At 70.2% G+C, this 25,210-nt stretch carries 22 protein-coding genes; 12 read left to right on the forward strand and 10 right to left on the reverse strand.

Features of this window, described 5'->3' with window-relative positions:
- The first annotated feature begins 129 nt into the window (after positions 1 to 129).
- From ABOD76_RS08190 to ABOD76_RS08220, 7 genes are all read left to right on the forward strand, one after another.
- On the forward strand, positions 130 to 1,092 hold the full coding sequence (locus ABOD76_RS08190; protein ID WP_350244332.1) for an aminoglycoside phosphotransferase family protein: 963 nt from the start codon (positions 130 to 132) through the stop codon (positions 1,090 to 1,092).
- 117 nt (positions 1,093 to 1,209) lie between these two features.
- On the forward strand, positions 1,210 to 2,475 hold the full coding sequence (locus ABOD76_RS08195) for a hypothetical protein (RefSeq protein WP_350244333.1): 1,266 nt from the start codon (positions 1,210 to 1,212) through the stop codon (positions 2,473 to 2,475).
- 421 nt (positions 2,476 to 2,896) lie between these two features.
- Entirely contained in the window at positions 2,897 to 3,925 is a 1,029-nt protein-coding gene (locus tag ABOD76_RS08200) for an ROK family transcriptional regulator (protein WP_350244334.1), read from the forward strand.
- On the forward strand, positions 3,922 to 6,060 hold the full coding sequence (locus ABOD76_RS08205; protein ID WP_350244335.1) for an extracellular solute-binding protein: 2,139 nt from the start codon (positions 3,922 to 3,924) through the stop codon (positions 6,058 to 6,060). The genes ABOD76_RS08200 and ABOD76_RS08205 overlap by 4 nt, the downstream gene beginning before the upstream one ends.
- Positions 6,057 to 6,902, forward strand: a complete 846-nt coding sequence (locus ABOD76_RS08210; RefSeq protein WP_350244336.1) for a carbohydrate ABC transporter permease — start codon at positions 6,057 to 6,059, stop codon at positions 6,900 to 6,902. The genes ABOD76_RS08205 and ABOD76_RS08210 overlap by 4 nt, the downstream gene beginning before the upstream one ends.
- A complete protein-coding gene (locus ABOD76_RS08215; RefSeq protein WP_350244338.1) occupies positions 6,899 to 7,891 on the forward strand; it encodes an SIS domain-containing protein in 993 nt (330 codons plus the stop codon). The genes ABOD76_RS08210 and ABOD76_RS08215 overlap by 4 nt, the downstream gene beginning before the upstream one ends.
- Complete coding sequence (locus ABOD76_RS08220; protein WP_350244339.1) at positions 7,891 to 8,811, forward strand: ROK family protein; 921 nt, start codon at positions 7,891 to 7,893, stop codon at positions 8,809 to 8,811. Before ABOD76_RS08215 ends, ABOD76_RS08220 begins: the two co-directional genes overlap by 1 nt.
- Positions 8,812 to 9,026: 215 nt before the next feature.
- On the opposite strand, the gene ABOD76_RS08225 is transcribed toward ABOD76_RS08220, so the two are convergent.
- The 5 genes from ABOD76_RS08225 to ABOD76_RS08245 all read right to left on the reverse strand — a co-directional run bounded on the left by ABOD76_RS08225 (position 9,027) and on the right by ABOD76_RS08245 (position 14,328).
- On the reverse strand, positions 9,027 to 9,473 hold the full coding sequence (locus ABOD76_RS08225; RefSeq protein ID WP_350244340.1) for an SgcJ/EcaC family oxidoreductase: 447 nt from the start codon (positions 9,471 to 9,473) through the stop codon (positions 9,027 to 9,029).
- A gap of 98 nt (positions 9,474 to 9,571) precedes the next feature.
- Complete coding sequence (locus ABOD76_RS08230; protein ID WP_350244341.1) at positions 9,572 to 11,524, reverse strand: beta-galactosidase; 1,953 nt, start codon at positions 11,522 to 11,524, stop codon at positions 9,572 to 9,574.
- Positions 11,525 to 11,799: 275 nt separating this feature from the next.
- A complete protein-coding gene (locus ABOD76_RS08235; RefSeq protein ID WP_350244342.1) occupies positions 11,800 to 12,993 on the reverse strand; it encodes a VanW family protein in 1,194 nt (397 codons plus the stop codon).
- A gap of 1 nt (position 12,994) precedes the next feature.
- Entirely contained in the window at positions 12,995 to 13,486 is a 492-nt protein-coding gene (locus ABOD76_RS08240; protein ID WP_350244343.1) for a fasciclin domain-containing protein, read from the reverse strand.
- A 245-nt stretch (positions 13,487 to 13,731) separates the two neighbouring features.
- A complete protein-coding gene (locus ABOD76_RS08245; RefSeq protein ID WP_350244345.1) occupies positions 13,732 to 14,328 on the reverse strand; it encodes a TetR/AcrR family transcriptional regulator in 597 nt (198 codons plus the stop codon).
- Between the two features lie 154 nt (positions 14,329 to 14,482).
- Between ABOD76_RS08245 and paaA the strand changes: the two genes are divergently transcribed.
- Genes paaA through paaZ form a run of 5 tightly spaced genes read left to right on the forward strand, consistent with a single transcriptional unit; the run spans position 14,483 to position 19,323 of the window.
- The gene (gene paaA / locus ABOD76_RS08250; RefSeq protein ID WP_350244346.1) at positions 14,483 to 15,439 is read left to right on the forward strand and encodes a 1,2-phenylacetyl-CoA epoxidase subunit PaaA; all 957 of its coding nucleotides are present in this window, start codon (positions 14,483 to 14,485) and stop codon (positions 15,437 to 15,439) included.
- Complete coding sequence (locus ABOD76_RS08255) at positions 15,436 to 15,984, forward strand: phenylacetic acid degradation protein (protein WP_350244347.1); 549 nt, start codon at positions 15,436 to 15,438, stop codon at positions 15,982 to 15,984. Before paaA ends, ABOD76_RS08255 begins: the two co-directional genes overlap by 4 nt.
- On the forward strand, positions 15,981 to 16,754 hold the full coding sequence (paaC, locus tag ABOD76_RS08260; protein WP_350244348.1) for a 1,2-phenylacetyl-CoA epoxidase subunit PaaC: 774 nt from the start codon (positions 15,981 to 15,983) through the stop codon (positions 16,752 to 16,754). Before ABOD76_RS08255 ends, paaC begins: the two co-directional genes overlap by 4 nt.
- Positions 16,751 to 17,248: a 1,2-phenylacetyl-CoA epoxidase subunit PaaD gene (gene paaD, locus ABOD76_RS08265; protein ID WP_350244349.1), complete on the forward strand. Its 498-nt coding sequence runs from the start codon at positions 16,751 to 16,753 to the stop codon at positions 17,246 to 17,248. The genes paaC and paaD overlap by 4 nt, the downstream gene beginning before the upstream one ends.
- A gap of 11 nt (positions 17,249 to 17,259) precedes the next feature.
- Positions 17,260 to 19,323, forward strand: a complete 2,064-nt coding sequence (paaZ, locus tag ABOD76_RS08270) for a phenylacetic acid degradation bifunctional protein PaaZ (RefSeq protein ID WP_350244350.1) — start codon at positions 17,260 to 17,262, stop codon at positions 19,321 to 19,323.
- Positions 19,324 to 19,584: 261 nt separating this feature from the next.
- On the opposite strand, the gene ABOD76_RS08275 is transcribed toward paaZ, so the two are convergent.
- The 5 genes from ABOD76_RS08275 to ABOD76_RS08295 all read right to left on the reverse strand — a co-directional run bounded on the left by ABOD76_RS08275 (position 19,585) and on the right by ABOD76_RS08295 (position 25,194).
- Complete coding sequence (locus tag ABOD76_RS08275; RefSeq protein WP_350244351.1) at positions 19,585 to 20,739, reverse strand: IS630 family transposase; 1,155 nt, start codon at positions 20,737 to 20,739, stop codon at positions 19,585 to 19,587.
- A gap of 465 nt (positions 20,740 to 21,204) precedes the next feature.
- Positions 21,205 to 22,626, reverse strand: a complete 1,422-nt coding sequence (locus tag ABOD76_RS08280; RefSeq protein ID WP_350244352.1) for a dihydrolipoamide acetyltransferase family protein — start codon at positions 22,624 to 22,626, stop codon at positions 21,205 to 21,207.
- Positions 22,623 to 23,060, reverse strand: a complete 438-nt coding sequence (locus ABOD76_RS08285; RefSeq protein WP_350244354.1) for a thioesterase family protein — start codon at positions 23,058 to 23,060, stop codon at positions 22,623 to 22,625. The genes ABOD76_RS08280 and ABOD76_RS08285 overlap by 4 nt, the downstream gene beginning before the upstream one ends.
- Positions 23,060 to 24,073: an alpha-ketoacid dehydrogenase subunit beta gene (locus ABOD76_RS08290; RefSeq protein ID WP_350244355.1), complete on the reverse strand. Its 1,014-nt coding sequence runs from the start codon at positions 24,071 to 24,073 to the stop codon at positions 23,060 to 23,062. The genes ABOD76_RS08285 and ABOD76_RS08290 overlap by 1 nt, the downstream gene beginning before the upstream one ends.
- Entirely contained in the window at positions 24,070 to 25,194 is a 1,125-nt protein-coding gene (locus tag ABOD76_RS08295) for a thiamine pyrophosphate-dependent dehydrogenase E1 component subunit alpha (protein WP_350244356.1), read from the reverse strand. Before ABOD76_RS08295 ends, ABOD76_RS08290 begins: the two co-directional genes overlap by 4 nt.
- Between the last annotated feature and the right edge of the window lie 16 nt (positions 25,195 to 25,210).

The raw sequence follows: 25,210 nt of genomic DNA on the forward strand, positions 1-25,210 counted from the left end.
CGGTTCCATTGATCGAGACCCAGGCAGACCATCCGCTGCCAGCGCGGACCGCCCGGCCGGACGCTCCCGCGTGACCGGACGGCCGTCCAGCCTCAGCCCCACCCATAGCGGGTGGTACGCTCCTGGAACGTGAACGAGCCGCTCCCGATCGAGGTGCAGCCGCAGGTGCGGGCCTATGCGCAGAGCGTGGGGGCACCAGGGCAGCGCTGGCTGGACGCGCTGCCCCGGATCGTCCTGGAGGTGTGTCAGGCGTGGATGCTGACGCGAGGAGCGCCGATCGCGGGCGGAAGCCGCTCCTACGTCTGTCAGGTCACCACGGCGGAGGGCCAGCCGGCCGTGCTCAAGGTCGCACTTCCGGAAGCCGCGCTGACCACGCAGATGTCCACCCTGGTCGCGGCCCAGGGGCGCGGCTACGTGCAGGTGCTCGCTCATGACCCGGCGCAGGGAGCGCTGCTGCTGGAAGCGCTCGGAGCCCCCGTTCAGGCGTCCAGCATCCCCGACGTGCTGTCGTTGACAGCCCGCACACTGAACCTGGTCTGGGACCTGCCGCTGGACCTGTTCCCTCCGCTGCAGCACGTGGATGAGCACAAGGCCGCCCAGCTCTTTGCCCTGGTGCAGACGCTGGGCGCCTCGCACGCTGGTCCGGGAGAGGAGGCAGTGATTCAGCAGGCGCTTGACCATGCCAGGACCCGGCTGCACGCCAGCGAGCCCAGGCGTCAGGTGGTGGTGCACGGAGACGCGCATGCCGGGAACCTGCTGCGGGTGGAGCGCGCCCGGCCAGGGGCCGAGACGGGGGTCGTGTTCGTGGATCCGGAAGGTTTCCGGTGCGAGCCCGAGTACGACTTGGGCGTGGCGGTCCGCGAGTGGAACGCGCACCTGCTGGCCTCCGACGATCCGCAAGGGGAACTGCGGGCGTGGTGTGAGCGGCTGGCGCAGGACACCAGCACCGACGCTGAGGCCATCTGGGAGTGGGGCTTTCTGGAGCGTGTTTCGACCGGCCTCTATCTGAGGCACCACGGGCTGCCGGCCCTGGGCGCTCCTTTCCTGGCCACCGCCCAGCGGCTGCGTTCAGGCAACGCAGAGCAGCGCTGACGTCCGTCGCCCCAGGCCACCACATCCTCCATATGGCAGGCCGTCCGGGCAGGGTGACCGGTATCCTGAGGGACACCCTGCCCTCCATTGTTCCTTCCCCTGAAGAAAGGACGCTCCATGCCGAACGGTCTGCCCCGGTCCACCCTTCCCCTCCTCACCCTGCTGCTGGGACCGTGGTCTTCCGGTCTTGCGGCCTCAGGGCCGGCCAGCAGCCTGGTGAACGCCACCTTTACGCCCGGCGCAGTGATCGTCAGCAACCGGGCCAGCGTCGCGGACTTCGCGGCCAGCCTGCGGGACGCGGCCAGTGCCGCCGGCGGCAGCTGCCGGCAGAGCGAGTTTGTGGCGTGGCCACAGGCGGGTGATCAGCTGCAGGTGCACTTCCGGAGCGGAATGCAGACGCTGGGCTTCCGCTACGACCTGCTGGACCACAGCGAGGGTCCGGACGGTTCCGTCAACGCCTTCCGGCTGACCGGCAGCGGGCAGACGCTGGCGGGCCTGTGGATGGAGTCCGGCGGCCAGGCCATTCTGGGCTGGTGTGCGCTGAAGGTGGGTCAGGCCGCCCTCCCCACCGGCACGGCGGAGCAGCAGTTCGCGGCGCTGGACCTCACCCAGGACGGCTGGCTGTCCGGCACCGAGCTGACCGGATGCAACTGCACCCAGAGCGACACCAACCATGACGGTGAGGTCAGCCGCGCCGAATTCCTGGCGGGCCGGCAGCGCGCGGCCAGCGTTGGCGCGCCGGCCGCGCCCGCGACGCGCCCGGCGACGGCGTCCGCACCAGCCGCCGCCCCGCCCCAGCCGACGGCGGCCGCGAATCCAGCCTGTGGCGCTTACCACTTCTCGGGCCAGCCGGTTACGCGCGAGTCGTTCTTCAGCCTGTGGAGCACCATCTCGCCGCAGGCTGCCATCTGCCTGATTCAGGCGCGCGGGGTGGCCTTCCAGCTCACCGCCGAGGACGAGCGCCGCGTCAACACCGGGTTCACCTACCCGGAGGTCGTCGCGGCCCTGCGGGCGAACTACCGCGCACCGGCCCCCGTCCGCTTCGACGCCTCGCACATCACGCCCGGCCACTACACCTGCCACGGGGTCGTGACCGCCGGGACCCTGGGCGCCCTGCGACCGGAGCTGACCATTCTGGACGCCCGACGCTATCTCAGTGACAAGACGCCCGGCGCCTCCAGCTATCAGGCCAGCACGCGCACCCTGACCTTCCAGAGCGGCGGGCTGGCCGGGCATGGCTGGGTCGGCATGTACATCCCAGACGGCTTTCCTGACGAGACCGGCAGCCGGATGGACGGCGACACCATCGTGATCCGAGACCTGAAGGATGTCCAGGCGGGAAACAACCACGACCTGCAGTGGTGCAAGCGGGCCAGCCGCTAGGCCGTAGGCCGCCGCTGCCATACGCTGCCCCGATTCAGCCGAGCGGCCGCAGGCGCCTCAAGTCCCTGTCGCTCAGCCGGGTCTGGCTGGTGGATGACGCTCGCTGCGCATAGCAGCCAGCCACGCCAGCGCCGCACCCCATCGTCTGGCCCTCTGGAGCTCCAGGACGTGCCCGGTCAGCTGCTGGCACCAACCCATCCGATAAACGCGCAGGAGCAGATTGACGCTCCAGCCGGGTTGGCGCGCACGCCGGATAGGGCCCGACGCTCCTGCAGGACAGCCGGTCGTTCCCACGCCCTGCCCCTTGCCTTGACACAGCTGACGAAGCGGCTTATAAGTTAAGAAAGCCAATTAAAAAAAGCGAGGTGGCGGTATCGAACCGGTCCAGCCGAGCAGGCTCAGGGAACACAACCGTCAGCAGGTGCTGTGGCAGCTGCTGGAACATGGCAGTCTCTCGCGCGGCGAGCTGGCGGAGCGCACCGGGCTGTCGGCCGTCACCATCAACGCCATCACCAAAGACCTGGAACAGCAGCGCTACGTGATGGAGATCCGCAAGACCGAGGGGGCGGCGGGGCGGCCGGCGGGCATCCTGGACCTGCATCCGCAGCTGGGCACATTGATCGGCATCGACTGTCAACCGACCGACCTCTGGGTGCTCAGCAGCGATGTCCGTGGGGAGCGGCAGCAGCGCCAGCGTCTGCAGGCCGAGCAGCTCCCGGACCTGCAGCGCCAGCTGCTGAACGCTGTAGATCAGCTGCTGCGCGCCCCCCCCTTCGGGCCGGTCCGGCAGGTGACGGTCAGTTTTCCGGCGCCGGTGGCCGAGGAGGGCGCGCTGCTGGAACCCAACTCGCTGCCGCAGTTCGATCTGGCACCGCTGCAGGCCCGCGTGACGCAGGCGGGCGCCGCCTTTGTGGTGGAGAACGACGCCAACCTGCGCGCGCTGGGCGAGAAGCACCACGGGGCCGCCACCGACCACGACAACTTCATGGTGCTGGTGCAGCGCCGCAGCGGCATCGGCCTGGGGCTGTACCTGGACGGCGCCATCTACCGCGGCTCCGACGGGCGGGCCGGCGAACTGGCGCTGGCCCGCTGGCCGTACCGGCGGACGCCCACCTTCGTGGAGCAGCTCCCCACGCTGCCGCGTCAGGAAGCGCTGACGTATCTGGTGGCGGCCATCGCGGCCGCGCTGGACCTGCATCTGGTGATCGTGACCGACGACGCCAGCGGCGACCACCGCCTGGACCGGCGGCTGCAGCAGGTGGCCCCTCAGCTGCAGGTGGTGCCGTCACCGCTCGACGAGAGCGGGTCGGCGTTGGGCGCCCTGGCCGCCAGCCGCCTGCGCTACGCCCAGACCATGCTCGCCACCGGGCCCGCGCCGGCCCCACCCGCGGCCCCGCGCCCGGCCGCCCGACCCACGCTCCCCCCTGCTCCCCTCCGGAGGTTGTCATGAAACGAGTGCTGCTCAGTCTGTCCCTGCTGCTCTCCACGGCCAGTGCGGCCCCCGTCACGCTCAACGCCCTGTTCATGAAACAGGCGGCCTACAGCGAGGCCAACATCAAGGACATGACCAAAGCGTTCGAGGCCAAAAACCCGAACATCAAGGTCAACCTGGAGTTCGTGCCGTACGAGGGCCTGCACGACAAGATCGTGAGCTCGGCCTCGGCCGGCACCAACGGCTACGACGTGGTGCTGTTCGACGTGATCTGGCCCACCGAGTTCGCCAAGAACAGCTTTCTGGTCGACGTGACGAACCGCATTCCGGCGGCCGACAACGCCCGCGTGTTTTCCGGCGCCTGGACCACCGTCACGGCCGGCGGCAAGCGGTACGGCATGCCGTGGATTCTCGACACCAAGTACCTGTACTACAACAAGGCCATCCTGAAAAAGGCCGGCATCGCGGCCCCGCCCAGGACCTGGGCCGAGCTGCAGCAGCAGGCCGCGACCATCAAGGCCAAGGGACTGGTGGAGTACCCGATCGTCTGGAGCTGGAGCCAGGCCGAGGCGCTGATCTGCGACTACACCACCCTGATCTCGGCCTTCGGCGGGCAGTTCTACGCCGGCGGCAAGCCCGTGTTCAACACCGGCGGCGGCCTGAAGGCGCTGCAGTACATGACCGACTCGCTGAAGAGCGGGGTGAGCAACCCCAACAGCAAGGAGTACCTGGAAGAGGACGTACGCAAGGTCTTCTCCGACGGCAAGGCGGCCTTCGCGCTGAACTGGACCTACATGTACAACATGGCCAACGACCCCAAGCAGTCGAAGGTGGCCGGTCAGGTGGGCATCGTGCCGGCGCCGGGCGTGGCGGGCGTCAGTCAGGTCAGCGCCATGAACGGCAGCATGGGGCTGGGCATTCCCACCGGCAGCGCCCACAAGGACGAGGCGTGGCGCTTCATCCAGTACCTGACCTCCGCCCCGGTGCAGGAGCAGTTCGCGCAGCTCAGCCTGCCGATCTGGAAGGCCAGCTACAGCAAGCCGGCCGTGACCAAGGGCCAGGAGGCGCTGGTGAAGGCTGCCGGCACGTCGCTGAACGTGATGTTCCCCCGGCCGACCATCGCGCAGTATCCGCAGCTGAGCACCGTGCTGCAGACCGCCCTGCAGAAAGCGCTGCTGGGCAGCCAGACGCCCGCGCAGGCCCTGGACGTCGGCGGCCCGGACCGCCAGCCGCTTCCGGTAATGACGGCCCGCAGAGGGAACGCCCCGGCCGCCCGCTTTCAGGGCTGGAGCTTTCTGCTGCCGCTGCTGGTGATCCTGGCCTGCGTGATCGGCTACCCGCTGGTCCGGACCGTGTACCTCAGCTTCACCGACGCCAGCCTGAACGCGCTGGGCATCCCGCCGCAGTGGCTGGGGGTGGCGAATTACCAGGGCGCGCTGACCAGCCCTGAATTTCTGGCCACCCTCTGGAACAGCACGACCTTCACGGTGGTGTCGGTGGCGCTGGAGACGGTGCTGGGGGTGCTGGTGGCGCTGCTGCTCAACCAGCGCTTCCGGGGCCGGACGCTGGCGCGCGCGCTGCTGATCCTGCCGTGGGCGATTCCCACCATCGTGAACGCCACCATGTGGCGCTGGATCTACAACCCGGAGTACGGCGCGCTCAACGCCCTGCTGACCCAGACCGGACTGATCGGCGGCTACCGCTCGTGGCTGGGCGAGCCGTCCTCGGCGATGCTGATGGTGATTCTGGCGGACGTCTGGAAGAACTATCCGCTGGTGGCCATGATTGCGCTGGCCGCGCTGCAGGGCGTGCCGGCCGAGATCCATGAAGCGGCGTCGCTGGACGGCGCCTCCGCGTGGGTGCGCTTCTGGCGGCTGACGCTGCCGGCCATCCTCGGGCCGCTGAGCGTGGCGGTGGTGCTGCGGACCATCGAGGCCTTCAAGGTCTTTGACATCATCTACGTGATGACGCGCGGCGGCCCGGCGGACGCCACCAAGACCGCGTCCTTCTCGGTGTACCAGGAGGCCTTCACGTACCTGCAGGCCGGCAGCGGGGCGGCCTACGCCAACGTGATGGTGCTGATCAGCGCGGTGCTGATCGCCGGGTACCTGCTGCTGATGCGCCGCCAGGGCAGCGGAAGCGGGCCCGCGTGAGACGTCAGCCGCTGCAGAGCGCCCTGCTGTATCTGGCGGTGCTGGTCTTCGCGGCCAGCGTGCTGCTGCCGGTGGCGTGGATGGTGGTCAGCAGCATCATGCCGGCCGGCGAACTGACCGTGAAGCCGCTGCACTGGTGGCCGCAGCACCCCGACTGGACCCGCTATGGCCGACTGCTGACCCTCGGCGACAACACGCCGGGGCAGGCGTTTCTGTACGCGCTGCGCAACAGCGCGGCGGTGGCGTTCACCACCACCCTGCTGGCGCTGCTGGTGGGCATCCCGGCCGCCTACGCCCTGTCGCGGGCGCCCAGAGGCAAAGGCTGGATTCTCTCCAGCGTGGTGGCCACCTACATGCTGCCGCCGGTGGCGCTGCTGCTGCCGCTCTACCAGCTGCTGGCCCGCCTGCACCTGCTCAACACCGTCTGGGGCCTGATTCTGGTGTACTGCTGCATCATCATGCCGTTCTCCACCTGGCTGCTGAAGTCCAACTTCGACGGCGTGCCGGGCGAGATCGAGGAGTCGGGGCTGGTGGACGGGCTGAGCCGCTTCGGGGTGATGACGCGCGTCACGGTGCCGCTGGCGCTGCCGGGCGTGGTGACCACCGCCATCTTCGCCATCCTGCTGTCGTGGGATGAATTCTTCTTCGCGCTGCTGTTCACCAATGGCCTGGCCGCCAAGACGCTGCCGGTGGCCATTTCCGATTTCACCGCCGGGCGGGCCACCGACTACGGCCTGATCATGACCGCCGGCGTGCTGGCCGCGCTGCCCCCCGTGCTGATCGCCGTGGCGCTGCAACGCGGCCTGCTGGCCGGCCTGACGTCTGGAGGCGTCAAAGGATGACCGACCTCACCTCTTCTCCCACCGGCCTGGAACTGATCCGGCGCGAACAGGCGCGGCAGGCCCAGGATGCCCAGACCACCTGGAGCGACCCCGCTCAGCGCGAAGGGGCCGAGCGGATCGCGGCGCGGCTGCGCCAGCCGGGCGCCTCGCTGCTGCTGCTGGGCATGGGCGCCAGCCACCACGCCAACGCGGCAGCCCTGGCGGCCTACCGCGCGCTCGGCCTGCTCACCGTCGCCGTGTCGCTGGACGAGGCGCTCAGCATGCCGCTGCCGCCGGACCCGCAACGGGTGACGCTGCTGGTCAGCCAGTCCGGTGAGTCCGGCGAGCTTCACAGCTATCTGGAGGCGGCCGGGCCAGACCGGGCCGGCGTCTTCGGCCTGACCCTCAACCCGCAGGGGCAGCTGGCCCGGCAGGTGCCCGGTCTGATCGCGGCGGGCGGCGCCGAGCAGGGCTTCGCAGCCACCCGCTCGTACCTGTTGACGCTGGTGCTGCACGGCCTGATCCTGCGGGCCTGGGGCAGCGCCACCCTGCCACTGCCGGACCTGAGCGCGCCGCCGGTGGGCCTCGAAGCGTTCCGGTCGGTGCAGGCGATGGTCTTTGCCGGCTCCGGCGGGCTGGCGGGGCTGGCCGCCATGGCCGCGCTGGGCACCATCGAACTGGGCCGCTTCCCGGCGCTGCACTACGACCTGGGCCAGCTGCGGCATGGCCCGCTGGAACTGCTCGGCCCCGGCCTCGGTGTCATGCTGCTGCGCGCGGCGGAGGAATCTGCTCACCAGCGGCAGACCGCGGAGCTGATCCTGCAGGCCGCCCAGCAGGCCGGCAGCCCGGTCCTCTCCCTGACGGCACCGGCCAGCGATGCTGCCTGGCCTGGCCAGCTTGGCTCCCTGCTTCCGCTGAGCGTCTCGGTGCAGCAGGTGGTGATTGACCTGGCCGGCCAGCGGGTCGAGCGGGTCGGCGAGCCGGTCCGCAGCGCCAAGGTGACCCGCTAGTGCAGGACCGGACCGACCCGGCGGACGCGGCCGGCCTCCCCTCGCCGGGGCCAGCCATCGGCCTGGACCTGGGCGGCACCAAACTGGCGGCCGGCCTGGTGCACCACGGGCAGGTGCAGCGGCGGCTGGAGGTGCCCACCCCCGGCGGCCTGGAAGCGCTGCTGGAGCGCGTGGACGCGATGGTGAACGAACTGCAGGGCGGCACAACCCTGCCGGTGGGGCTGGGCGTGCCGGGGCCGGTGGTCCACGGCGAAACCACCTTCTTCTCCAACCTTCAGGGCCTCAACGACTCCAAGGTAGAGCAGGTGATCGCCCGCCGTCTGGGGCGGCCGGTGGCGTTTGAGAACGACGCGAATCTGGCCGCGCTCGCGGAAGCGCGGTACGGCAGTGCGAAGGGCAGCCGCCACAGCGTCTATCTCACCTGGTCCACCGGCATCGGCTGCGGGCTGATCCTGAACGGCCGGATCTTCACCGGGCGCACCGGCATGGCCGGCGAGGTGGGCCACACCCGGATCGGTTTTTTCGGGACCATGGACGGCAGCGGCACCCTCGGCACCCTGGAGGCGTATGCCAGCGGCGCCTCTCTGGCACGGGATGCCAGCTTCGTGTACGGCCGGCCGACCGGCGTCCCGGACCTGTTCGTCCGGCAGCAGTCCGGCGACCCCCAGGCCGCCGGACTGCTGCGGAACGCGGCGGCGCACCTGGGGCTGTTTCTGCACAACCTGCAGCTGCTGCTGGACCCGGACGTGGTGGTGCTGGGCGGCGGCCTGATGGCGCAGGCCGAGACTCTGCTGCCGCTGATTGAACACGAACGCCGCAACACCGGCGCGCTGCACGACTTCACCCCGCTGCGGCTGGCCACACTGGGCCAGGACGCGGGCATTGTGGGCGCCGCCGAACTGGCACTCGGGACCGGATAGGAGGCTGCGGAAAGCGTCAAACGCGTCCCGCAGCGTGGAGGAGTCAGGCAAACCTATGCAGTCCGGGACAGGGACTTGCCGACGCTCTGCTGCTCTTGCCCGTCAGCCGCGAACCGACGGTGGTGAGGAAATCCTCGCAGCGCCTGATCGGGTCCTCGACTTCCCGGAAGAGACCAATGTTCCCGGTTGAGCGGCCGTGAACAACGCTCCCGACGTCACCCATTGTGGCCGGGGGCCGGCTCAGCACTGCTGCGGCTGTACACCGCCGTGTGATCCGTGTTGTGGGCGACGACCGGCCACCACTGCCCGTCCTGCTGGGCCACGACCACATGCAGGATGCCCTGCCGTGGTGGAAGGACTTCCCCCTGGGCGGAGGTGTGCCCATGCATGGTCCAGTGGACCCCCACGGAGGCCACTTCCGGCGTCACAAACCGGATGGGAGTGTCCCCCACGTCGATTACCGCCTCCCTGAAGAGCCGTGTGAAGGGCATGACGTGCAGCTCTGCAATGGCAGGCCGGCCCCGGGCAGTGTTGCCTACAACGTCTGTGAACTCTGCGTCCTCTGAGAACGAGGCCGCGAAGCGTTGAGGGTCGAGCGTTCTCCATCGGTCGACCAGGTGGCGGATGGCGTACAGCACGGCGTCCTTGTCAGTCAGGGTCATGGCCACTCCTTCACTCAGCTATGAGAGGAACGAACTCCCGCTTTCGGCCTGGGGCAGGGTCCGTCACCTCTGCCGCCAGGCCGCCGGCTCAAGCTGGGTCAGCGCAGGGTGAAGGAGGTGGGGGGGAGGACAGTCCCTTCGAGGTGGACTTCGGTCTGGCTCCAGTTCTGGAGCAGCGTCCTGCCCGCGCGCCGGGACACCCGGACGCCTTCAGGCAGCGGCTCCACCGGCACCCCGGCCCGCTGCAGCACCGCCTGCAGCACCGCCTGAATCAACCCGTCACTGTGCGCCCCGATCACCGTCACGGCCCCCTGCTCGGTCACCGCCGCCTGCCCCGCCTGCGGCCCCGGCCCATAGCGATACCGCGCCTGCGCCCCCTCCAGCCGGTAGCTCTCCGCCCAACTGCTCGCCAGGAAGGGTGCCCCGTCCTCCCCCGCCACCGGCACTTCCAGCCCGGGGCGCAGGCTGTCGAAGTTCAGCAGCCGCACCCCCTGCAGCCGCGCCAAGGCCGCGCCCGGCTGACCGTCCTCCGGCGTGCGGCCCGAGACGGTCCGGTACCCGCTGCGCGGGCCGAACACCAGCTGGGCGTGCTCGGCCGCCTGCTCCAGATGGGCGGCCCGCTCGGGGGTCATCACGGTCAGGGCCGGCGCGACGATCACCGCGTACCCGCTCAGGTCGCTGTCCGGGTGCAGGATGTCCACATCCTGCCCCAGGCGCCTGAGGGCGCTGTAGTAGGCCATCACCTGCGCCCAGTAGCTGAGGCCGGCCGCATGCCGCTGCACGTCGTACAGCCACAGGCTCTCGTAGTCGTGCAGCAATGCCACCCGTGCCGGGATGTCCCCCAGCGGAAAGGCATCCAGAGACAGGGCCTGCACCTCCGTGTAGCCACGGTCGGGGGTCTCGTCGTGGCGCAGCAGGCCCGAGTGCATCACTTCCTGGGCCATGGTGGCGGCGCGCCAGCGGAAGTAGCTCACCACATCCGCCCCGTGTGCCCACGCCTGCGCGGTCCACAGCTGCACTGCGCCGTCGGCCGGCAGCGGGTTGTACGGCGCCCAGTTCACCTGCCCGCACTGCTGCTCCATCACCCAGATCGGCTTGCCGGTCATGCCCCGGTACAGGTCGTGATTGAAGGCCGTGAAATCCGGGTGACCGGTGCGGGCATAGGCCAGCGCCAGCGCGTCGCCGCCGGGACCCCACTCGTGGATGGATTCCAGGGTGCCGGTCGGATAACTGTCCCAGCTGGCAAAGTCCAGGCAGGCGCTCGCGCGGTAATGGTCGAAGCCGCCGAAGAAGCCCATGAAGTTGTGCGTGACCCAGCGGCCCGGCGACAGCTCACGAAGGATGGTGACCTGCTCCTCCTGAAAGCTCACCGTCAGGTCGCTGCAGAAGCGCTGGAAGTCCAGCACGTGCGAGGGATTGGCGTCGGCCACCAGCCGGTTAGGCGGGAGGATCTGGTCCCAGGCGGTGTAGTCCATGCTCCAGAACACGTTGCCCCACGCCTCGTTCAGCTGGTCCAGCGTCCCGTACCGCTCCTCCAGCCACGTGCGGAAGGCTTCGGTGGCGGCCGGCGTGAAGGTCCGGGCGGTGTCGCCCCAGCCGAACTCGTTGTCGGTCTGCCAGCCGATCACGGCCGGGTGCTGGCCGTAGCGCTCCGCCATCGCCCGCGTGATGCGCCGCGAATATCCCCGGAACACCCGGCTGGCGGTGTCGTAGTGCCGCCGTGACCCGAACGTCCGGACCTGGCCACGGGCGTCGTGCGGCAGAATTTCCGGGTGCTGCTGCACCAGCCAGGCGGGCGGGGCTGCGGTGGGGGTGCAGAGCACCACCTGAAGGCCTTCGGCCGCGATGGTCTCGATGGCCTGATCCAGCCAGCCCCAGTCATACTGCTCGTTTGCCGGTTCCATCAGCGCCCACGCGAATTCCGCAATACGCACGTAAGTCAGGCCCAGCGCCTTCTGCTGCTGCGCGTATACGGCCCAGCGGTCCTGCGGCACGTGCTCCGGGTAATCACAGACACCCAGTTCGAGGTGAGGGGAACGCTCATCGGTCATAGGGAACCTCGCGGACCCCGGGGTGGGCCGCAGCCGCCTGCCCAGGGTCGATCGTTGATGGAGCTGCCGGCTGTGCCCGCGAGCACGTGCCGCTGGAGCAGCAGTCACCGCCGGGACCACGATCGGCCACGGCGGCGCCCATCATACCAACGCAGCCGGACCGCTCCGGCCTACGGTTCAGACCACCTGAAGGATCGCCCCGGATGGCCGGCAGGGCGCTGGATCACCTGCACCAGGAGGGCAGATCGCCTGGCTTGACTGTGACCTGCCCCGGCTCAGCGCTTCAGTCGGGGGTCGCCGGGGGGCACCGCGAACACCCCGCCCCAGGGCCGGTACCGGCTGAGCAGCTGATCGTGGCGGACCCGGCCGTCCGGCAGGGTGATCCGCCGCTCGATCCGGACGGTGGCGCCCTGGGCCGGCATGTCCACACGCACGGCCTGGCCCGGCGCCACGCGGGGATCGGCCAGGAAGCCAGGCGGGCTCGCCGGAATCACGCCGCTGACCCGTGGAGCCGACACGCTCACCACGCGTCGCTGGACTCCGAACAGATCGAATTGCAGCGTCTGGGCCTTCAGGTTCCAGGACGCCTGCACCAGCAGTGCCCCGGCCGTGTCGTTGCGGAAGCGGAAGTTGAGCGTGGGGGCATACACGGTGGCCTCGAAGCCGGGCGGGTCGTAATACGCCACCTGATGCGAGTGGGCGTGCCGCTCCACGATCGGCAGCCCCGCCGTGTAGGCCGCCCGGAACAGTGTGGTGCTGACCTGACAGATGCCGCCCCCGTCCTCCAGGCTGAGGGTACCGCCGGTGATCACGTAGCCCGGCACGAAGCCGCGCCCGGCCTGGATGGGGCCGAGCGCGCGGTTGAAGTCGAACACCTCGCCCGGCTGCAGCAGCTGACCGCTCAGCAGGGCGCTGCCCACCCGGATGTTCTGGACCCGGAAGGCCGGGCTGCCGGTAAACGCCGACCGCCCGGACCCGATGTGGCCGCGCACGCCGGCCGCCAGCAACCGCTGCACCGTGCGCGTCGGCGGCGTGAAGCGCAGCGCCACCTGCACTTCACGACCGCCGTCCTGCAGCGCCTGCCGCACCCGCGCCCCGGTGACGGCGCGGTTCACGGTCCAGCCGGTCTGGGCGCGGGCAGTCCAGCCGCCCTCCGCATCCGGGAAGAAGCGGGCGTCCTGCGGAGTTCGGGTCTCCAGCTGACGGTAGAGCGACCTCAGGGCCGCGGGAATGGCCGTTCCAGACGAGCGCCAGGCGGCCAGCTCCGTGGCCGGGAGCGTGAGGTCCAGCGTGCGCCTCAGCTTCGTCTGTTCTATCCGGCCCTCGTGGAGGGTCGGCTCCGGTGCCACCACCACCAGCCGCAGCCGGGCCGGACCGGGCGCGGACAGCGCAGGACGCGGCGCGCTGACCGCTGGACCCAGCAGCCCCAGCCCAGCCAGCAGCCAGCCCAGAACACCCGGCCGCTTCACCTCACTGGGGCGGCAGCAGCACAGTATCGATCACGTGGATCACGCCGTTGCTGGCCATCACGTCCGCTTTGGTCACGGTCGCGTTGTTGATGCGGACCATGCCGCCGGAGGCCATGATGTTCAGGCTGGCGCCGTTGACCGTCTTGGCCGAGGTGAGCCGCGCCGCCTGGGCCGCCATGACCCGGCCCGGCACCACGTGGTACAGCAGCACCGCCTTGAGCTGGGCCGGGTCGGCCAGCAGCGCGTTCAGCTGATCGGCCGGCACCTTGGCGAACGCGGCGTTGGTGGGCGCGAAGACCGTGAAGGGACCGGCCCCGCTGAGCGTCTCGGTCAGGCCCGCCGCCTGCACCGCCGACAGCAGCGTGCTGAAGTTCGGGTCGTTGGCCACGATGCCCGCAATGGTCGTCCCGCCCGGCACCGCCGCGCCGCCTCCAGCCACAGCCGGTGCCCCGCCCAGCAGCGCCAGCCCCAGAATCGCAGTCCTGATCTTCATAGGCTCCTCCAGCGGAGCGGCCTGAACTGTTGGCCACCCCGTCGGCCGGCAGCGGGCCATGTCTCCGGGACGCGCGTCTCCTTCAGGGCTCCGCGGCTTGGCCGCAGGCCCTGAAAGGAAACGTGCGCGCCTGGATGAGGGGCTCCGTTACCGGCTTGCCCCAAGGGTAAAAGGCGGCCCCACAGGGGGGCGTACGCCTCCGTACAGTCGGGTGCCGTCCAGCGGGCCGCACTGGGGGCCCGGCTTCAATCTGGTGTCTGAAGGCCGCGCAGCAGCAGGGTGCCGAACCGGTCGGCCACCTGCTCGGGGCTGAGGTCACCGGCCGGGTTGAACCAGTGGGGCAGCCAGTTTGCGCCGGACAGCGCCAGCACCGCCGTCAGCTTCACGTCGGTGTCGGGCAGGAACACCCCGGCGGCCACGCCGTCCTGCAGGATGCGGCGGAACACCTGCTCCACCGCGTCCCGGCGCCGGGTGATCTGCGCCTGCCGCTCCGGCGGCAGCTGTCGCCACTCACTGAACAGCACCGCCGCGTATTCCAGGTTGCGCGTCACCACGCCGGTGTACGCCACCAGGGCGGCGCGCAGCCGCTCGGCGGGCGGGGCATCGGACGCGCCGGACGGTCCCAGCGCCTCGTCGAACTCGTCGGCCACCCGGCTCACGATGCCCCACAGCAGCTCTTCCTTGCTCTCGATGTGCGAGTAGAGGCTGCCGGCCTTCAGCTGCAGCGCCGCCGCAATGTCGCGCATGCTGGTGGCGCGGTAGCCCGCCTCCGAGAACAGCCGGGCCGCCGTGCGGTAGATCTGCTCCTTGCGGTCGGGCGGCACCTGGGAACCGGACTCCATTAGAGGAGCATCCTACCAGACGCCCCCGTCTCCGCAGCAGAACGCACACTTTTGACGTTCAGCACGGCATTGACTCCCCTTCTCCCACCGGCTATACTCCGGACATTACCTAACTAACGTTAGCTCGCAGCTGCACCGTTTCAGGAGGAGGCCCATGACCGAAGCCGCACGGATTCACCCCGGCGAAACGCCGGAGCAGCACGCCGCCTTCGAGGCGCGCATTCAGCGGGGCGAGAAGATCGAGCCGGGCGACTGGATGCCGGCCGAGTACCGCCGCCAGCTGATCCGCATGATCTCGCAGCACGCCCACAGCGAGGTGGTGGGCATGCTGCCGGAGGGCGAGTGGATCACCCGCGCCCCCAGCCTGCGCCGCAAGCTGATCCTGATGGCCAAGGTGCAGGACGAGGCCGGCCACGGCCAGTACCTGTACCACGCCGCCGAGACGCTGGGCGCCACCCGCGAGGCGATGCTGGACGCGCTGCTGAGCGGTCAGGCCAAGTACAGCAGCATCTTCAACTACCCCACCCGCAGCTGGGCCGACGTGGGCATGATCGGCTGGCTGGTGGACGGCGCGGCCATCAAGAACCAGACGATGCTGGCCGGGTGCAGCTACGGCCCCTACTCGCGCGCGATGGTGCGCATCTGCAGCGAGGAAACGTTTCATCACAAGCAGGGCAAGGAGATGATCGTCACCTACGCGCGCGGCACCGCCGGACAGCGCCAGATGGCGCAGGATGCCCTGAACCGCTGGTGGTGGCCGGCGCTGATGATGCTGGGGCCGCACGACGCCGACAGCCCCAACAGCGGTGTGCTGACCCGCTGGGGCATCAAGCTGAAGAGCAACGACGAGGTGCGCCAGCAGTTTCTGGATGAGCACGTGCCGGAGCTGCTGGAGGCGGGCCTGAGCATCCCCGACCCGTTGCTGCACCAGGACGAGCAGGGCCACTGGCGGCACGGCCCGATCGACTGGAGCGAGTTCTGGGCGGTGGTGAAGGGCGAGCGCGGCCTGAACCGTGAGCGCCTCGCCACCCGCCAGCAGGCCCACCAGGACGGCGCGTGGGTGCGTGAGGCCATGAGCGCGTACGCCGCCCGCACGGCGCCCACCGCATGAGCGCCGGGCCCGACACCCAGTGGCCGCGCTGGGAGGTGTTCAAGCAGGACGGCCCCGGCAAGCGGCATCAGGCGGTGGGCAGCGTGCACGCCGCCGACCCGCAGCACGCCCTGTACACCGCCCGCAGCGTCTTCGCGCGCCGGCCCGCCGCCGTCAGCCTGTGGGTGGCGCTGGCGCAGGACATCCACGCCATCACGCTGGAGCAGCGGCAGGCGGGAGCAACCCTGCCCGGTACGCCCGGCCCTGCGCAGCCGTACCGGGTGTTCGGCAAGGCCAGCCAGCGGCGGGCCATGACCTTCGTGGACGACCTCGGCACGGTGGAGGCAGCCAGCCCGCAGGCCGCGCTGGAGCAGGCGTGTGAGCGGTACGGCGACGACCTGCTGGTGTGGTGGGTGGTGCCGGAACCGGCGCTGCACCGCAGCCCCGAGGACGCGCCCAGTCTGGACAGCTGGTTTGCCCCGGCGCAGGACAAGACCTACCGCCAGCAGGGCAGCTACGGGCTGGTGGGCCGCCATCCGGGTGAGCGCCGCCGGGAGCAGCCATGAGTGACCCCGCCCTGAGCGTGGCACAGCGCAACGCCCTGCTGCTGCGGCTCGCCACGCTGGCCGACGATGAGCTGCTGCTGGCACACCGGGTGGGGGCCTGGACCGGCCACGCCCCGATCCTGGAAGAGGACATCGCGCTGGCGAACATCGCACAGGACGAGCTGGGCCACGCCACCGGCTGGCTGGAACTGCGGCGCACCCTGGACGGCAGCGACCCGGACCAGCTGGCCTTCTCCCGCGACGCCTCCGCCTTCCGGCACAGCGCCATCACCGAGCTGCCAAACGGCGACTGGGCCTTCACCATGCTGCGCCAGTACCTCTTCGATGCCTGGGAGGCGCTGTGGCTGGACGCGGCCTCCCGAAGCCACTACACGCCGCTGGCCCAGACCGCGGCGCTGGCGCTGCGCGAGGAACGCTTTCATCTGGAGCACACCGCCCTGTGGACCGAGCGGCTGGCACTGGGCACCCCCGAGAGCGCCCGCCGCCTGAGCAATGCTCTGGAGGAACTGTGGCCGTACGCGCTGGGCCTGTTTGAGCCGCTGCCGGGCGAGCAGCCGGGCATCGACGCCGACCTGCTGCCGGACGTAACGGTGCTCAAGGAACGCTGGCTGATGCTGGTGGGCGGGCACCTGCAGCGGCTGCAGCTGACCCCGCCGGACACGGCGCCCATACCCAGGGGCCAGCACACCCCGCACCTGGGGCCGCTGCTGGCCGAGTTCCAGCGGGTGGCCCGCGAGCACCCGGACGTCGGCGGGGTGGTAGGGAGATGACGACCGTGCAGCCGGTGGAAGCCGACGTGTGGCGGGCGCTCTCGGAGGTGCCGGACCCGGAACTGCCGGTGGTGAACATCGTGGAACTGGGGATGGTGCGGGGCGTGACCGTGGAGGGCGGGCAGGTGCGGGTGCAGTTCACGCCCACCTTTTCCGGCTGCCCCGCCGTGCAGGTGATCCGCGACGACATCCGCCGGGCCGTGGCGCAGCTGGGGGCCAGCGACGTGCAGGTCGATACGGTCATCAGCCCGCCGTGGAGCAGCGCCGACCTGCACGACTCGGCCCGCCGCAAGCTGCAGCAGGCCGGCATCGCCCCGCCTGCCCCCGCCCCGTCCGGCCTGGACCTGATCCGGCTGGAAGCCCCCCCGGTGGCCTGCCCGCACTGTGGCAGCACCGACACCCGCGTCACCTCCACCTTCGGTTCGGCGCTGTGCAAACGCATGTACGTCTGCCAGCACTGCCGCGAACCGTTCGAGGGGCTCAAGAGCCTCTGAAAGGACTGCCCATGACCACCCTGATCCGGCCCCTGCAGGTCGCCTCCTACGTTTCCGGCCAGTGGCACGCCGCCCTGGGCGGCCAGGAGATCCGTGACGCCGCCTATGGCCGCCCGGTGGCCTACGTGTCCAGCGAGGGCGTGGACTTCGCGGCCACGCTGCGCTACGCCCGCCAGCAGGGGGGCCGCGCCCTGCGCCGCACCACCTTCCAGGACCGCGCCCGGATGCTGCGCGCCCTGGCCGTGTACCTCAACGAGCGCAAGGCCGAGTTCTCGGCGCTGTCGCACCACACCGGCGCCACCCGCCGCGACAACCTGGTGGACATCGACGGCGGCATCGGCACGCTCTTCAGCTACGCCAGCCTCGCGCGCCGGGAGCTGCCGTCCCAGCCGTTTCTGCTGGAAGATGACGTGAGCGTGCTGGGCAAGGGCGGCACCTTCCTGGGACGGCACGTGCTGGTCCCGCGTGAGGGCGTGGCGCTGCACATCAACGCCTACAACTTCCCGGTGTGGGGCATGCTGGAAAAGATCGCGCCCACCTTGATCGCCGGGCTGCCGGCCATCGTGAAGCCCGCCTCGCAGACCGCCTACGTGACCGAAGCCGTGGTGCGGGCCATCCACGCGTCGGGTCTGCTGCCGGACGGCGCGCTGCAGCTGATCTGCGGCGACACCGGCGACCTGCTGGACCACCTGGAGGAGCAGGACGTGGTGACCTTCACCGGCTCGGCCGCCACCGCGAGCAAGCTCAAGGTTCACCCGACCATCGTGGGCCGCAGCGTGCCGTTCAATACCGAGGCCGACTCGCTCAACTGCATCGTGCTGGGCCGCACCGTCACGCCGGACGCGCCGGAGTTCTCGCTGTTCGTGCGCGAGGTGGTGAACGAGATGACCAGCAAGGCCGGCCAGAAGTGCACGGCCATCCGCCGGGTGATCGTGCCGGAGGGCATGCAGGAGCCGGTAGCGGCGGCCATCCGCGAGCGGCTGGCGGGCATCACGGTGGGCGACCCCAGCCGGGACGACGTACGGATGGGGCCGCTGGTCAGCGCGGCGCAGCGCGACAACGTGCGGGGCGTGGTGGAGCAGCTGCGGGCGGAAACCGAGCTGCTGATCGGCCAGGACACCCTGGACCTGCTGGGCGGCGACCCGGACGCCGGGGCGTTCATGGCACCCACCTTGCTGCTCAGCCGCGAGCCGCTGCACGGCCGGGCGGTGCATGAACTGGAAGCGTTCGGGCCGGTGGCGACCCTGCTGCCCTACCGCACGCTGGATGACGCGGCCGAGCTGGCCCGCCTGGGACGCGGCAGCCTGGCTGGCAGCATCGTGACCCATGACCGCGACGAGGCCCGGGCCCTGTTCTTCGGGATGGCCAGCGCGCACGGCCGCATCCTGGTGCTCAACCGCGACGACGCCCGCGAGAACACCGGCCACGGCTCGCCGCTGCCCCACCTGAAGCACGGCGGCCCCGGCCGGGCCGGCGGCGGCGAGGAGCTGGGCGGCCTGCGGGCGGTGCGGCATTACCTGCAGCGCACCGCCCTGCAGGCGGACCCCACCACCCTTCAGGCGCTGACCGGCGAGTACGTGCGCGGCGCTGAGGTGCACGAGGACCGGCTGCACCCCTTCCGCAAGACCTTCGAGGAGCTGCAGGTGGGCGACAGCCTGCTCACCCCGCGCCGCACCGTGACCGAGGGCGACGTGAGCGCCTTCGCCGCGCTGAGCGGCGACCGCTTCTACGCCCACACCGACGAGATCGCGGCCCGCGAGAGCCTGTTCGGGCAGCGGGTGGCGCACGGCTACTTCATCCTGAGCGCCGCCGCCGGCCTGTTCGTGGACCCCGGCGTGGGGCCGGTGCTGGCCAACTACGGCCTGGAGGGCCTGCGCTTCATCGAGCCGGTGGGTTTCGGGGACACCATCCGCGCCCGCCTGACGGTCCACAGCAAGACGGCCCGCGACCAGAAGGCCGGCGAGCCGCCGAGCGGCGTGGTGAAGTGGCAGGTGGACGTGACCAACCAGCACGACACGCTGGTGGCGACCTACCAGCTGCTGACCCTGGTGGCGAGGGCCCCTCAGGACCAATAAAACAGGGGCAGCGGGAGGACCGGCTCAATCTCCCGCTGCCCGGAGGCAGAGACGACCGGTGGGGCTGCTTCAGGCCGCCCGGTCGGTGTCGCCTGTCGTCCGGAGACCTTCCCGATCCGGGAAGAGACCTTCAGGGTGGAGCGCTGAACATCACCACGCCGTCTGGACACGCGCCGCGGAGGAGCGGAATGACCCTACACACGGATAACCCTTCGGTCCTGGCCGCCCTGCTGGACTCCTAGTGCCTAGTCCCAGCGAAGATCAGGGTTTGTGGGTGGGCGCGGCTTCAGGGCTTTGGAAGGTTGGATAGAGCCGACGTAGTTTGATTCGCGCGTCGTCGGTTCGGAAGTGCCAAATGATGCGAGACTTCTGCCGATTCCGCGACCGTTCCCAGGCGGCAATCTGGCGTTCTAACGCTTCTCTACTTTCTATGCGTCGACCCAGGCACTGGGTCGACAGGGCAGAAAGCTCGATCTCGGCAACGTTGAGCCAACTGGCGTGTTCTGGCGTGTAATGCCACTCAACCCGGCGCGCTATGCGGCGGGCAACCTCTGGCTCAAAGGCCTCGTAGAGTGCGTTTATGCTGTGAATACTGAGGTTGTCGGTCACCAGCACCACTTTTTCGGCCTGCCGATACTCCACCTCGACCAACCGCCGGAGTTCCTGGGCAAAGTCGATGTTCGTCCGACGATCCGTGACGCGCACGCTCCTTTTTCCTGCCAGCGGCTCGACGGCCAGAAAGAGATTCGCGGTGCCGTTCCGCGCGGATTCGTAGTCCTCCCGCGCCGGCTGACCCGGTGTGGGTAGGATCCCTCCACGTGGGGTTGTACGGAGTTCCTTGCTCGCCTCATCAAAACAAATCACCGGAAATCTCGGGTCATACGGCCTGGCATAGACGTCGAGCACGTCTTCCATCTTGGCAACGAACTTCGCGCTCGGTTTGGGAAGACACCACGATTTCACCTGCCAGGGTTTGATCTGATTCTGTTTCAAGGACCGATGGACCGTCATGCGCCCAACTGAATCGAGGTGACCCAGCTCAACCATGTGATCCGCAAGCAAGCGAACGGTCCAGCGTTTTCGCCCCTCTGGAGGGGCGCTGCACGCCAGCACCATCAGATGGGCTTCCGTGACCCCATCGATTTTGGGGGGAGTCCCAGGGCGAGGACGCTCATACAGAGCGTCCTGAAGGCCATGCTCAAGGTAACGGTTCAACACCGCATTGACCCGGCTGGCGCTACATCTCAGTGTCTGAGCAATGACTGTCTGGGTGCGTCGCTCGCCTTGCGAGCGATCTGCAAGCAACAAGATCTGCGCTCGGGTAATGGTTCTGGCCCTGGCGCTCCCCTTCGTTGTGAGGTCAATCAATTCCAAGCGGTCTTCAGGACGCAAGCTGAGGTGCAGGTGCGGTGACATCACCGTGGAGCCTAACCACGAAGACCACCAGAAGCTGAGCCTCACCGTTCAAAGGCTCTGAAGCCGCGCCCACCCGCAAACCTGATCTTCGCTGGGACTAGGCACTAGGACCGCGGCAATACCATCCTGCTGATATCTTTTGCGCGCCATTCCGGACGGTAGTCTGGCAGTCCGCGCCACCTCAGGCAGCCCGACTGTCGCCCGGCCAGATCAAACTCGCGCTGATCGCCGACGACCTTCGCCTGACGGATGAGGCCGTCGGGCCCGGCACCTGGGGCCTCTAGATGCGCAAGACGAAGGCGATGCCCTGAGCTGGGAGATCCCCTGACGGATCAGCGTGGAGGCCTGATGCGCGGCCATCTGTGCTAGTTAGATCGGCCGGCAATCAGCGCCCTGACGCCTCTGCACCCGGCCACACCAGTCTGTGGGTCGCGGCCTCCACCTTCTCCCTCCTCCCCAGCCGGCCTACATGCTGAGCATCAGGCGGCGCGGTTCCTCCAGCAGCGCCACCACCCGGCGGTTGAAGCGCGCGGCGTCGGCGCCGTCCACCAGCCGGTGATCGAAGCTGAGGGTCAGGTACATCATCGGACGCACCACCACCACGTCTTCGCCGTCCTGCTCCACCGCCACCGGCCGTTTGGTGATGCTGTGCAGCGACAGGATGCCGCTGGCCGGCGGGTTCACGATCGGCACGCCCACCAGCGCCCCCACTGCCCCGATGTTCGAGACGGTGAAGGTGGCGTCCTGCAGTTCCTGCGGCTGCAGCGTGCCGGCGCGGGCACGCTCCGCGAGGTCGCTGCTCTCGCGGGCCAGCGTGAGCAGGCTTTTGCGGTCCACGTCCCGCAATACCGGCACGATCAGGCCCTGCGGCGCGTTGACCGCCATGCCCAGATGCACGAAGCGCTTGCGGACCACCTCGCCCCTGGCCTCGTCCAGGCTGCTGTTGAGCGCCGGAAAATCGTGGAGCGCCACCGCCACCGCCTTCAGGAAGAACGGCAGGTAGGAGAGTGAGACGCCCTGCGCCTCGGCGTCGGCCCGCATTGCCCCGCGCAGCGCGATCAGGGCGCTGCAGTCCAGCTCCTCGATGGTGTGCGTCTGGGCGGTGTAGAGCGTGCTGGCCAGCAGCGCCTGACTGATGGCCCGGCGCTGGCCCCGGAACGGGGTGCGCTCCTCCTGCGCCTCGTAGCCGGCGGGCGTGCGGTAGGCGGGTGGTGGGGGCGGCGGCCAGCTGCCGCGTTCCGGAGTGGGCCCCGCCGGAGCACGGACCTGCTGCTCCAGGTGGGCGGCCACGTCGGCGCGGCGCACCGTGCCGTTGGGCCCGCTGCCCGGCACCTGTGTGAGGTCCACGCCCCGCTCGCGTGCCAGCTGCCGGGCCGAGGGCGCGGCCAGCACCCGCGAACGGACCGGCTCCTGTGGGGTCAGCCGTGGCGCCGACGCAGGGGCTGGCTCTGGCACCTCCGCCGCCGCCGGCAGCGACCAGCCGGCGAACACCGAGGCCGCCAGCAACGGGTCAACGTCCGCCGCGCCCGCCGACTCGATGATCGAGCGCTCCTCCTTCAGGCCTTCGGCGGCCGGCTGGGAGACTGGGGCAGCAGGAGCAGCGACCGGCTCGGGGCGCGCCTGCGCTGGGGTCTGCGGCTCGATCAGTGCCAGGGTCGCCCCCACCGCCACCACGTCACCGGCCTGGACCAGCCGCTGCCGCAGCACCCCGGCAAACGGAGCCGGCAACTCCACGTTGACCTTGTCGGTCATCACCTCCAGCACGCTCTGGCCTTCCTGGAGGGTGTCCCCCTCCGCGACCAGCCAGCCGAGAATCTCACCCTCCACCACCGATTCGGCCAGTGAGGGCAGCGTGAAGGCCTGAAGTGCGGGCGATTGGGTGGTCATGGTGTTCCTTCCTCCTGCGGGCGCTGCTGTGCCCAGCGGCCCTGCAACGCGGCGAAGCGTTCCTGCAGCCGCTGGGCCGACATCACGTGCTGAGTGGTGTGTCCGGTGGCGATCAGGTCGCCCAGCTCGGAGACGGCCTTAAGCGAGGCCACCAGCCGGCGCCCGTCCTGCGAGTCGAGCGTGGCGGTGATGTTCACCCGCATGCCCGGCAGCGCGGACGCGAGGTGCTCCACGCTCAGCGCCGAACCCACCGCGTCCTCGCCCGGCTCCAGGTACGGCAGCAGCAGCAGCCGGCCCGCTTCCTCGAAATGCCGCGCGATCTGGTAGGTGGCGTACACCGGGTGCAGCGGCCCCAGCCGGTCGAACTGCACGGTCATCTCGTCGGTCACCTGCACCTCCAGCCGGGCGATGTGGCCTTCAGGAAGTGGCCGCATCAGTACTGCATCACCTGCCGCACCGCCAGCGCCACCCGCCGGGCATCCGGGCGGTACAGCGCCTCCTCGGAGGTGAAGGGCGGATACGGCGCGTCCCAGCCGGCCACCCGCACAATCGGCGCGTGCAGCGACGTGAGGTGCCGCTCGGCGATCAGGGCCGCCAGCTCCGCGCCGAAGCCCATGCGCCGGGCCGCCTCGTGCACGATCACCACCCGGCCGGTGCGCTCCACGCTCTCCCCGATGGTGGCCAGGTCCAGCGGCACCAGCGAGCGCAGATCAATGACTTCCGCCTCCACCCCCGCCGCGCTGGCCGCCTCGGCCGCCGCCAGGCACACCTCCACCATGCCGCCGTAGCACAGCACGGTGCAGTGCTGCCCGGGCCGCGCCACCCGCGCCTGCCCCAGCGGGACGATGTGGCGCCCGGACGGCACTTCGCCGCGCACCGAGCGGTACAGCTTGATGCTCTCGAACAGCACCACCGGGTCCGGGTCCTCGATGGCGGCCAGCAGCAGCCCCTTGGCATCGGCGGGGGTGCTGGGAATCGCGACCTTCAGGCCCGGCAGCGCGGCCACCAGCCCCTCCGGGCTCTCCGAGTGCAGCTCCGGCGAGTGAATGCCGCCCCCGTACGGCGCGCGAATCACCATCGGTACCGTGTAGCGGCCCTGGCTGCGGTGGCGGTAGCGGCCCAGCTGCACCGCCATCTGCTCCAGCGCCGGGTACAGGAACCCTGCGAACTGCAGCTCGGCCACCGGACGCTCGCCTGCCAGCGCCAGCCCGATGCCCATGCCCACGATGCCCGCCTCGCTGAGCGGGGTGTCGAAGACGCGCCCTTCTCCAAAGCGCGCCTGCAGCCCGTCGGTGGCGCGGAACACGCCGCCCATGCCCACGTCCTCCCCGAACACCATCACGCGCTCGTCCTGCTCCAGCGCCACCGCCAGCGCGTCCTGCACCGCCTGCACCAGCGTCAGGGTACGGGTGGCCGCCGGCTCGGCCGGCCGCGTCGCCGCGCTCACTGGCCCGCCCCACGCTGGGGATACAGCGCCCGCAGTTCGGCCTGCTGCTCCAGCAGGTCCGGGGTCGGCTCGGCGTACACGTGATCCAGAATCTGCCAGGGCTCCAGGCCCGGCGCGGCGTCCGCCTGCACCAGCGCGTCCCGGAGCTCCTGCTCCACCTCGGCGGCCAGCGCCTGCTCCTGCTCGTCGTCCCACAGCCCGGCCCGGTCCAGGTACGCGCGCAGCCGCCGGGCCGGCGCCAGCACGGTGCGCCACAGCTCGCCCTCGGCCTCGTCGCGGTAGCGGGCCGGGTCGTCGCTGGAGGTGTGCGGCATCACCCGGTAGGTCACGCACTCGATCAGGGTGGGGCCCTCCCCCGCCCGCGCCCGCGCCACGGCCTCGGCGGTCACGTGATGCACCGCCAGCAGGTCGTTGCCGTCCACCCGCACCGCCGGCATGCCGTAGCCCTCCCCGCGCGAGGCGAGCGTGGCCGCCGCCGTCTGCCGCGAGGTGGGCGTGCTGATGGCCCAGCCGTTGTTCTCGATCACGAACACCGCCGGGGCGCGGTACACGCCGGCAAAATTCAGGCCCACGTGGAAGTCGCCCTCGGAGGTGCCGCCGTCGCCCACAAAGGCCAGCACCACCGAGGCGTCGTGGCCTTCCCGCTCGGCGCGGCGGCGTTCGGCCAGCGCGATGCCGGCCGCGTGCGGCAGCTGGTTGCCGATCGGCACGTAGAACGGCAGCAGGCGCTGCTGCGGGTCCATCCGGAAGCCGTCCGGGTGGGCGCGCCAGCTGAGGATCACCTTGTGCATCGGCAAGCCGTAGGCCAGCGCGCAGCCGGTGCCGCGGTAGGTAGGGGCCAGCCAGTCTCGGGCCGTGTCCAGCGCCAGCACCGCGCCCACCTGGGTGGCCTCCATGCCGCCGAACAGCGGGTACACGCCCAGCCGACCCTGCCGCTGCAGCACCAGGGCGCGGTCGTCGAAGAGGCGGGCGCGGCGCATCTGGCGGTACAGCCGCAGCACCTCCGGACCAAGCGGCAGCAGCTCGGGACGGCGAGGGGTGCCGTCCGGCGCCAGCAGGCTGAAGGTGCCGGCCAGACGCGGGTCAGCGGGCTCGGTGGAGGCTGGAGTCGGTGTGGTCATGGCAGTCCTTTCCAGA

Origin of the sequence: Deinococcus sonorensis KR-87 (assembly GCF_040256395.1) — a bacterium.
GTDB classification, from domain to species: Bacteria; Deinococcota; Deinococci; order Deinococcales; family Deinococcaceae; genus Deinococcus; species Deinococcus sonorensis.

What these genes read in the sequence shown, in the direction of transcription:
- ABOD76_RS08195 (WP_350244333.1), top strand. Translation starts at nt 1,210, where the DNA reads ATGCCGAACGGTCTGCCCCGGTCCACCCTTCCCCTCCTCACCCTGCTG.
- ABOD76_RS08205 (WP_350244335.1), top strand. Translation starts at nt 3,922, where the DNA reads ATGAAACGAGTGCTGCTCAGTCTGTCCCTGCTGCTCTCCACGGCCAGT.
- ABOD76_RS08215 (WP_350244338.1), top strand. Translation starts at nt 6,899, where the DNA reads ATGACCGACCTCACCTCTTCTCCCACCGGCCTGGAACTGATCCGGCGC.
- ABOD76_RS08225 (WP_350244340.1), bottom strand. Translation starts at nt 9,473, where the DNA reads ATGACCCTGACTGACAAGGACGCCGTGCTGTACGCCATCCGCCACCTG.
- ABOD76_RS08230 (WP_350244341.1), bottom strand. Translation starts at nt 11,524, where the DNA reads ATGACCGATGAGCGTTCCCCTCACCTCGAACTGGGTGTCTGTGATTAC.
- ABOD76_RS08240 (WP_350244343.1), bottom strand. Translation starts at nt 13,486, where the DNA reads ATGAAGATCAGGACTGCGATTCTGGGGCTGGCGCTGCTGGGCGGGGCA.
- ABOD76_RS08245 (WP_350244345.1), bottom strand. Translation starts at nt 14,328, where the DNA reads ATGGAGTCCGGTTCCCAGGTGCCGCCCGACCGCAAGGAGCAGATCTAC.
- paaA (WP_350244346.1), top strand. Translation starts at nt 14,483, where the DNA reads ATGACCGAAGCCGCACGGATTCACCCCGGCGAAACGCCGGAGCAGCAC.
- ABOD76_RS08255 (WP_350244347.1), top strand. Translation starts at nt 15,436, where the DNA reads ATGAGCGCCGGGCCCGACACCCAGTGGCCGCGCTGGGAGGTGTTCAAG.
- paaC (WP_350244348.1), top strand. Translation starts at nt 15,981, where the DNA reads ATGAGTGACCCCGCCCTGAGCGTGGCACAGCGCAACGCCCTGCTGCTG.
- paaD (WP_350244349.1), top strand. Translation starts at nt 16,751, where the DNA reads ATGACGACCGTGCAGCCGGTGGAAGCCGACGTGTGGCGGGCGCTCTCG.
- paaZ (WP_350244350.1), top strand. Translation starts at nt 17,260, where the DNA reads ATGACCACCCTGATCCGGCCCCTGCAGGTCGCCTCCTACGTTTCCGGC.
- ABOD76_RS08275 (WP_350244351.1), bottom strand. Translation starts at nt 20,739, where the DNA reads ATGTCACCGCACCTGCACCTCAGCTTGCGTCCTGAAGACCGCTTGGAA.
- ABOD76_RS08280 (WP_350244352.1), bottom strand. Translation starts at nt 22,626, where the DNA reads ATGACCACCCAATCGCCCGCACTTCAGGCCTTCACGCTGCCCTCACTG.
- ABOD76_RS08285 (WP_350244354.1), bottom strand. Translation starts at nt 23,060, where the DNA reads ATGCGGCCACTTCCTGAAGGCCACATCGCCCGGCTGGAGGTGCAGGTG.
- ABOD76_RS08295 (WP_350244356.1), bottom strand. Translation starts at nt 25,194, where the DNA reads ATGACCACACCGACTCCAGCCTCCACCGAGCCCGCTGACCCGCGTCTG.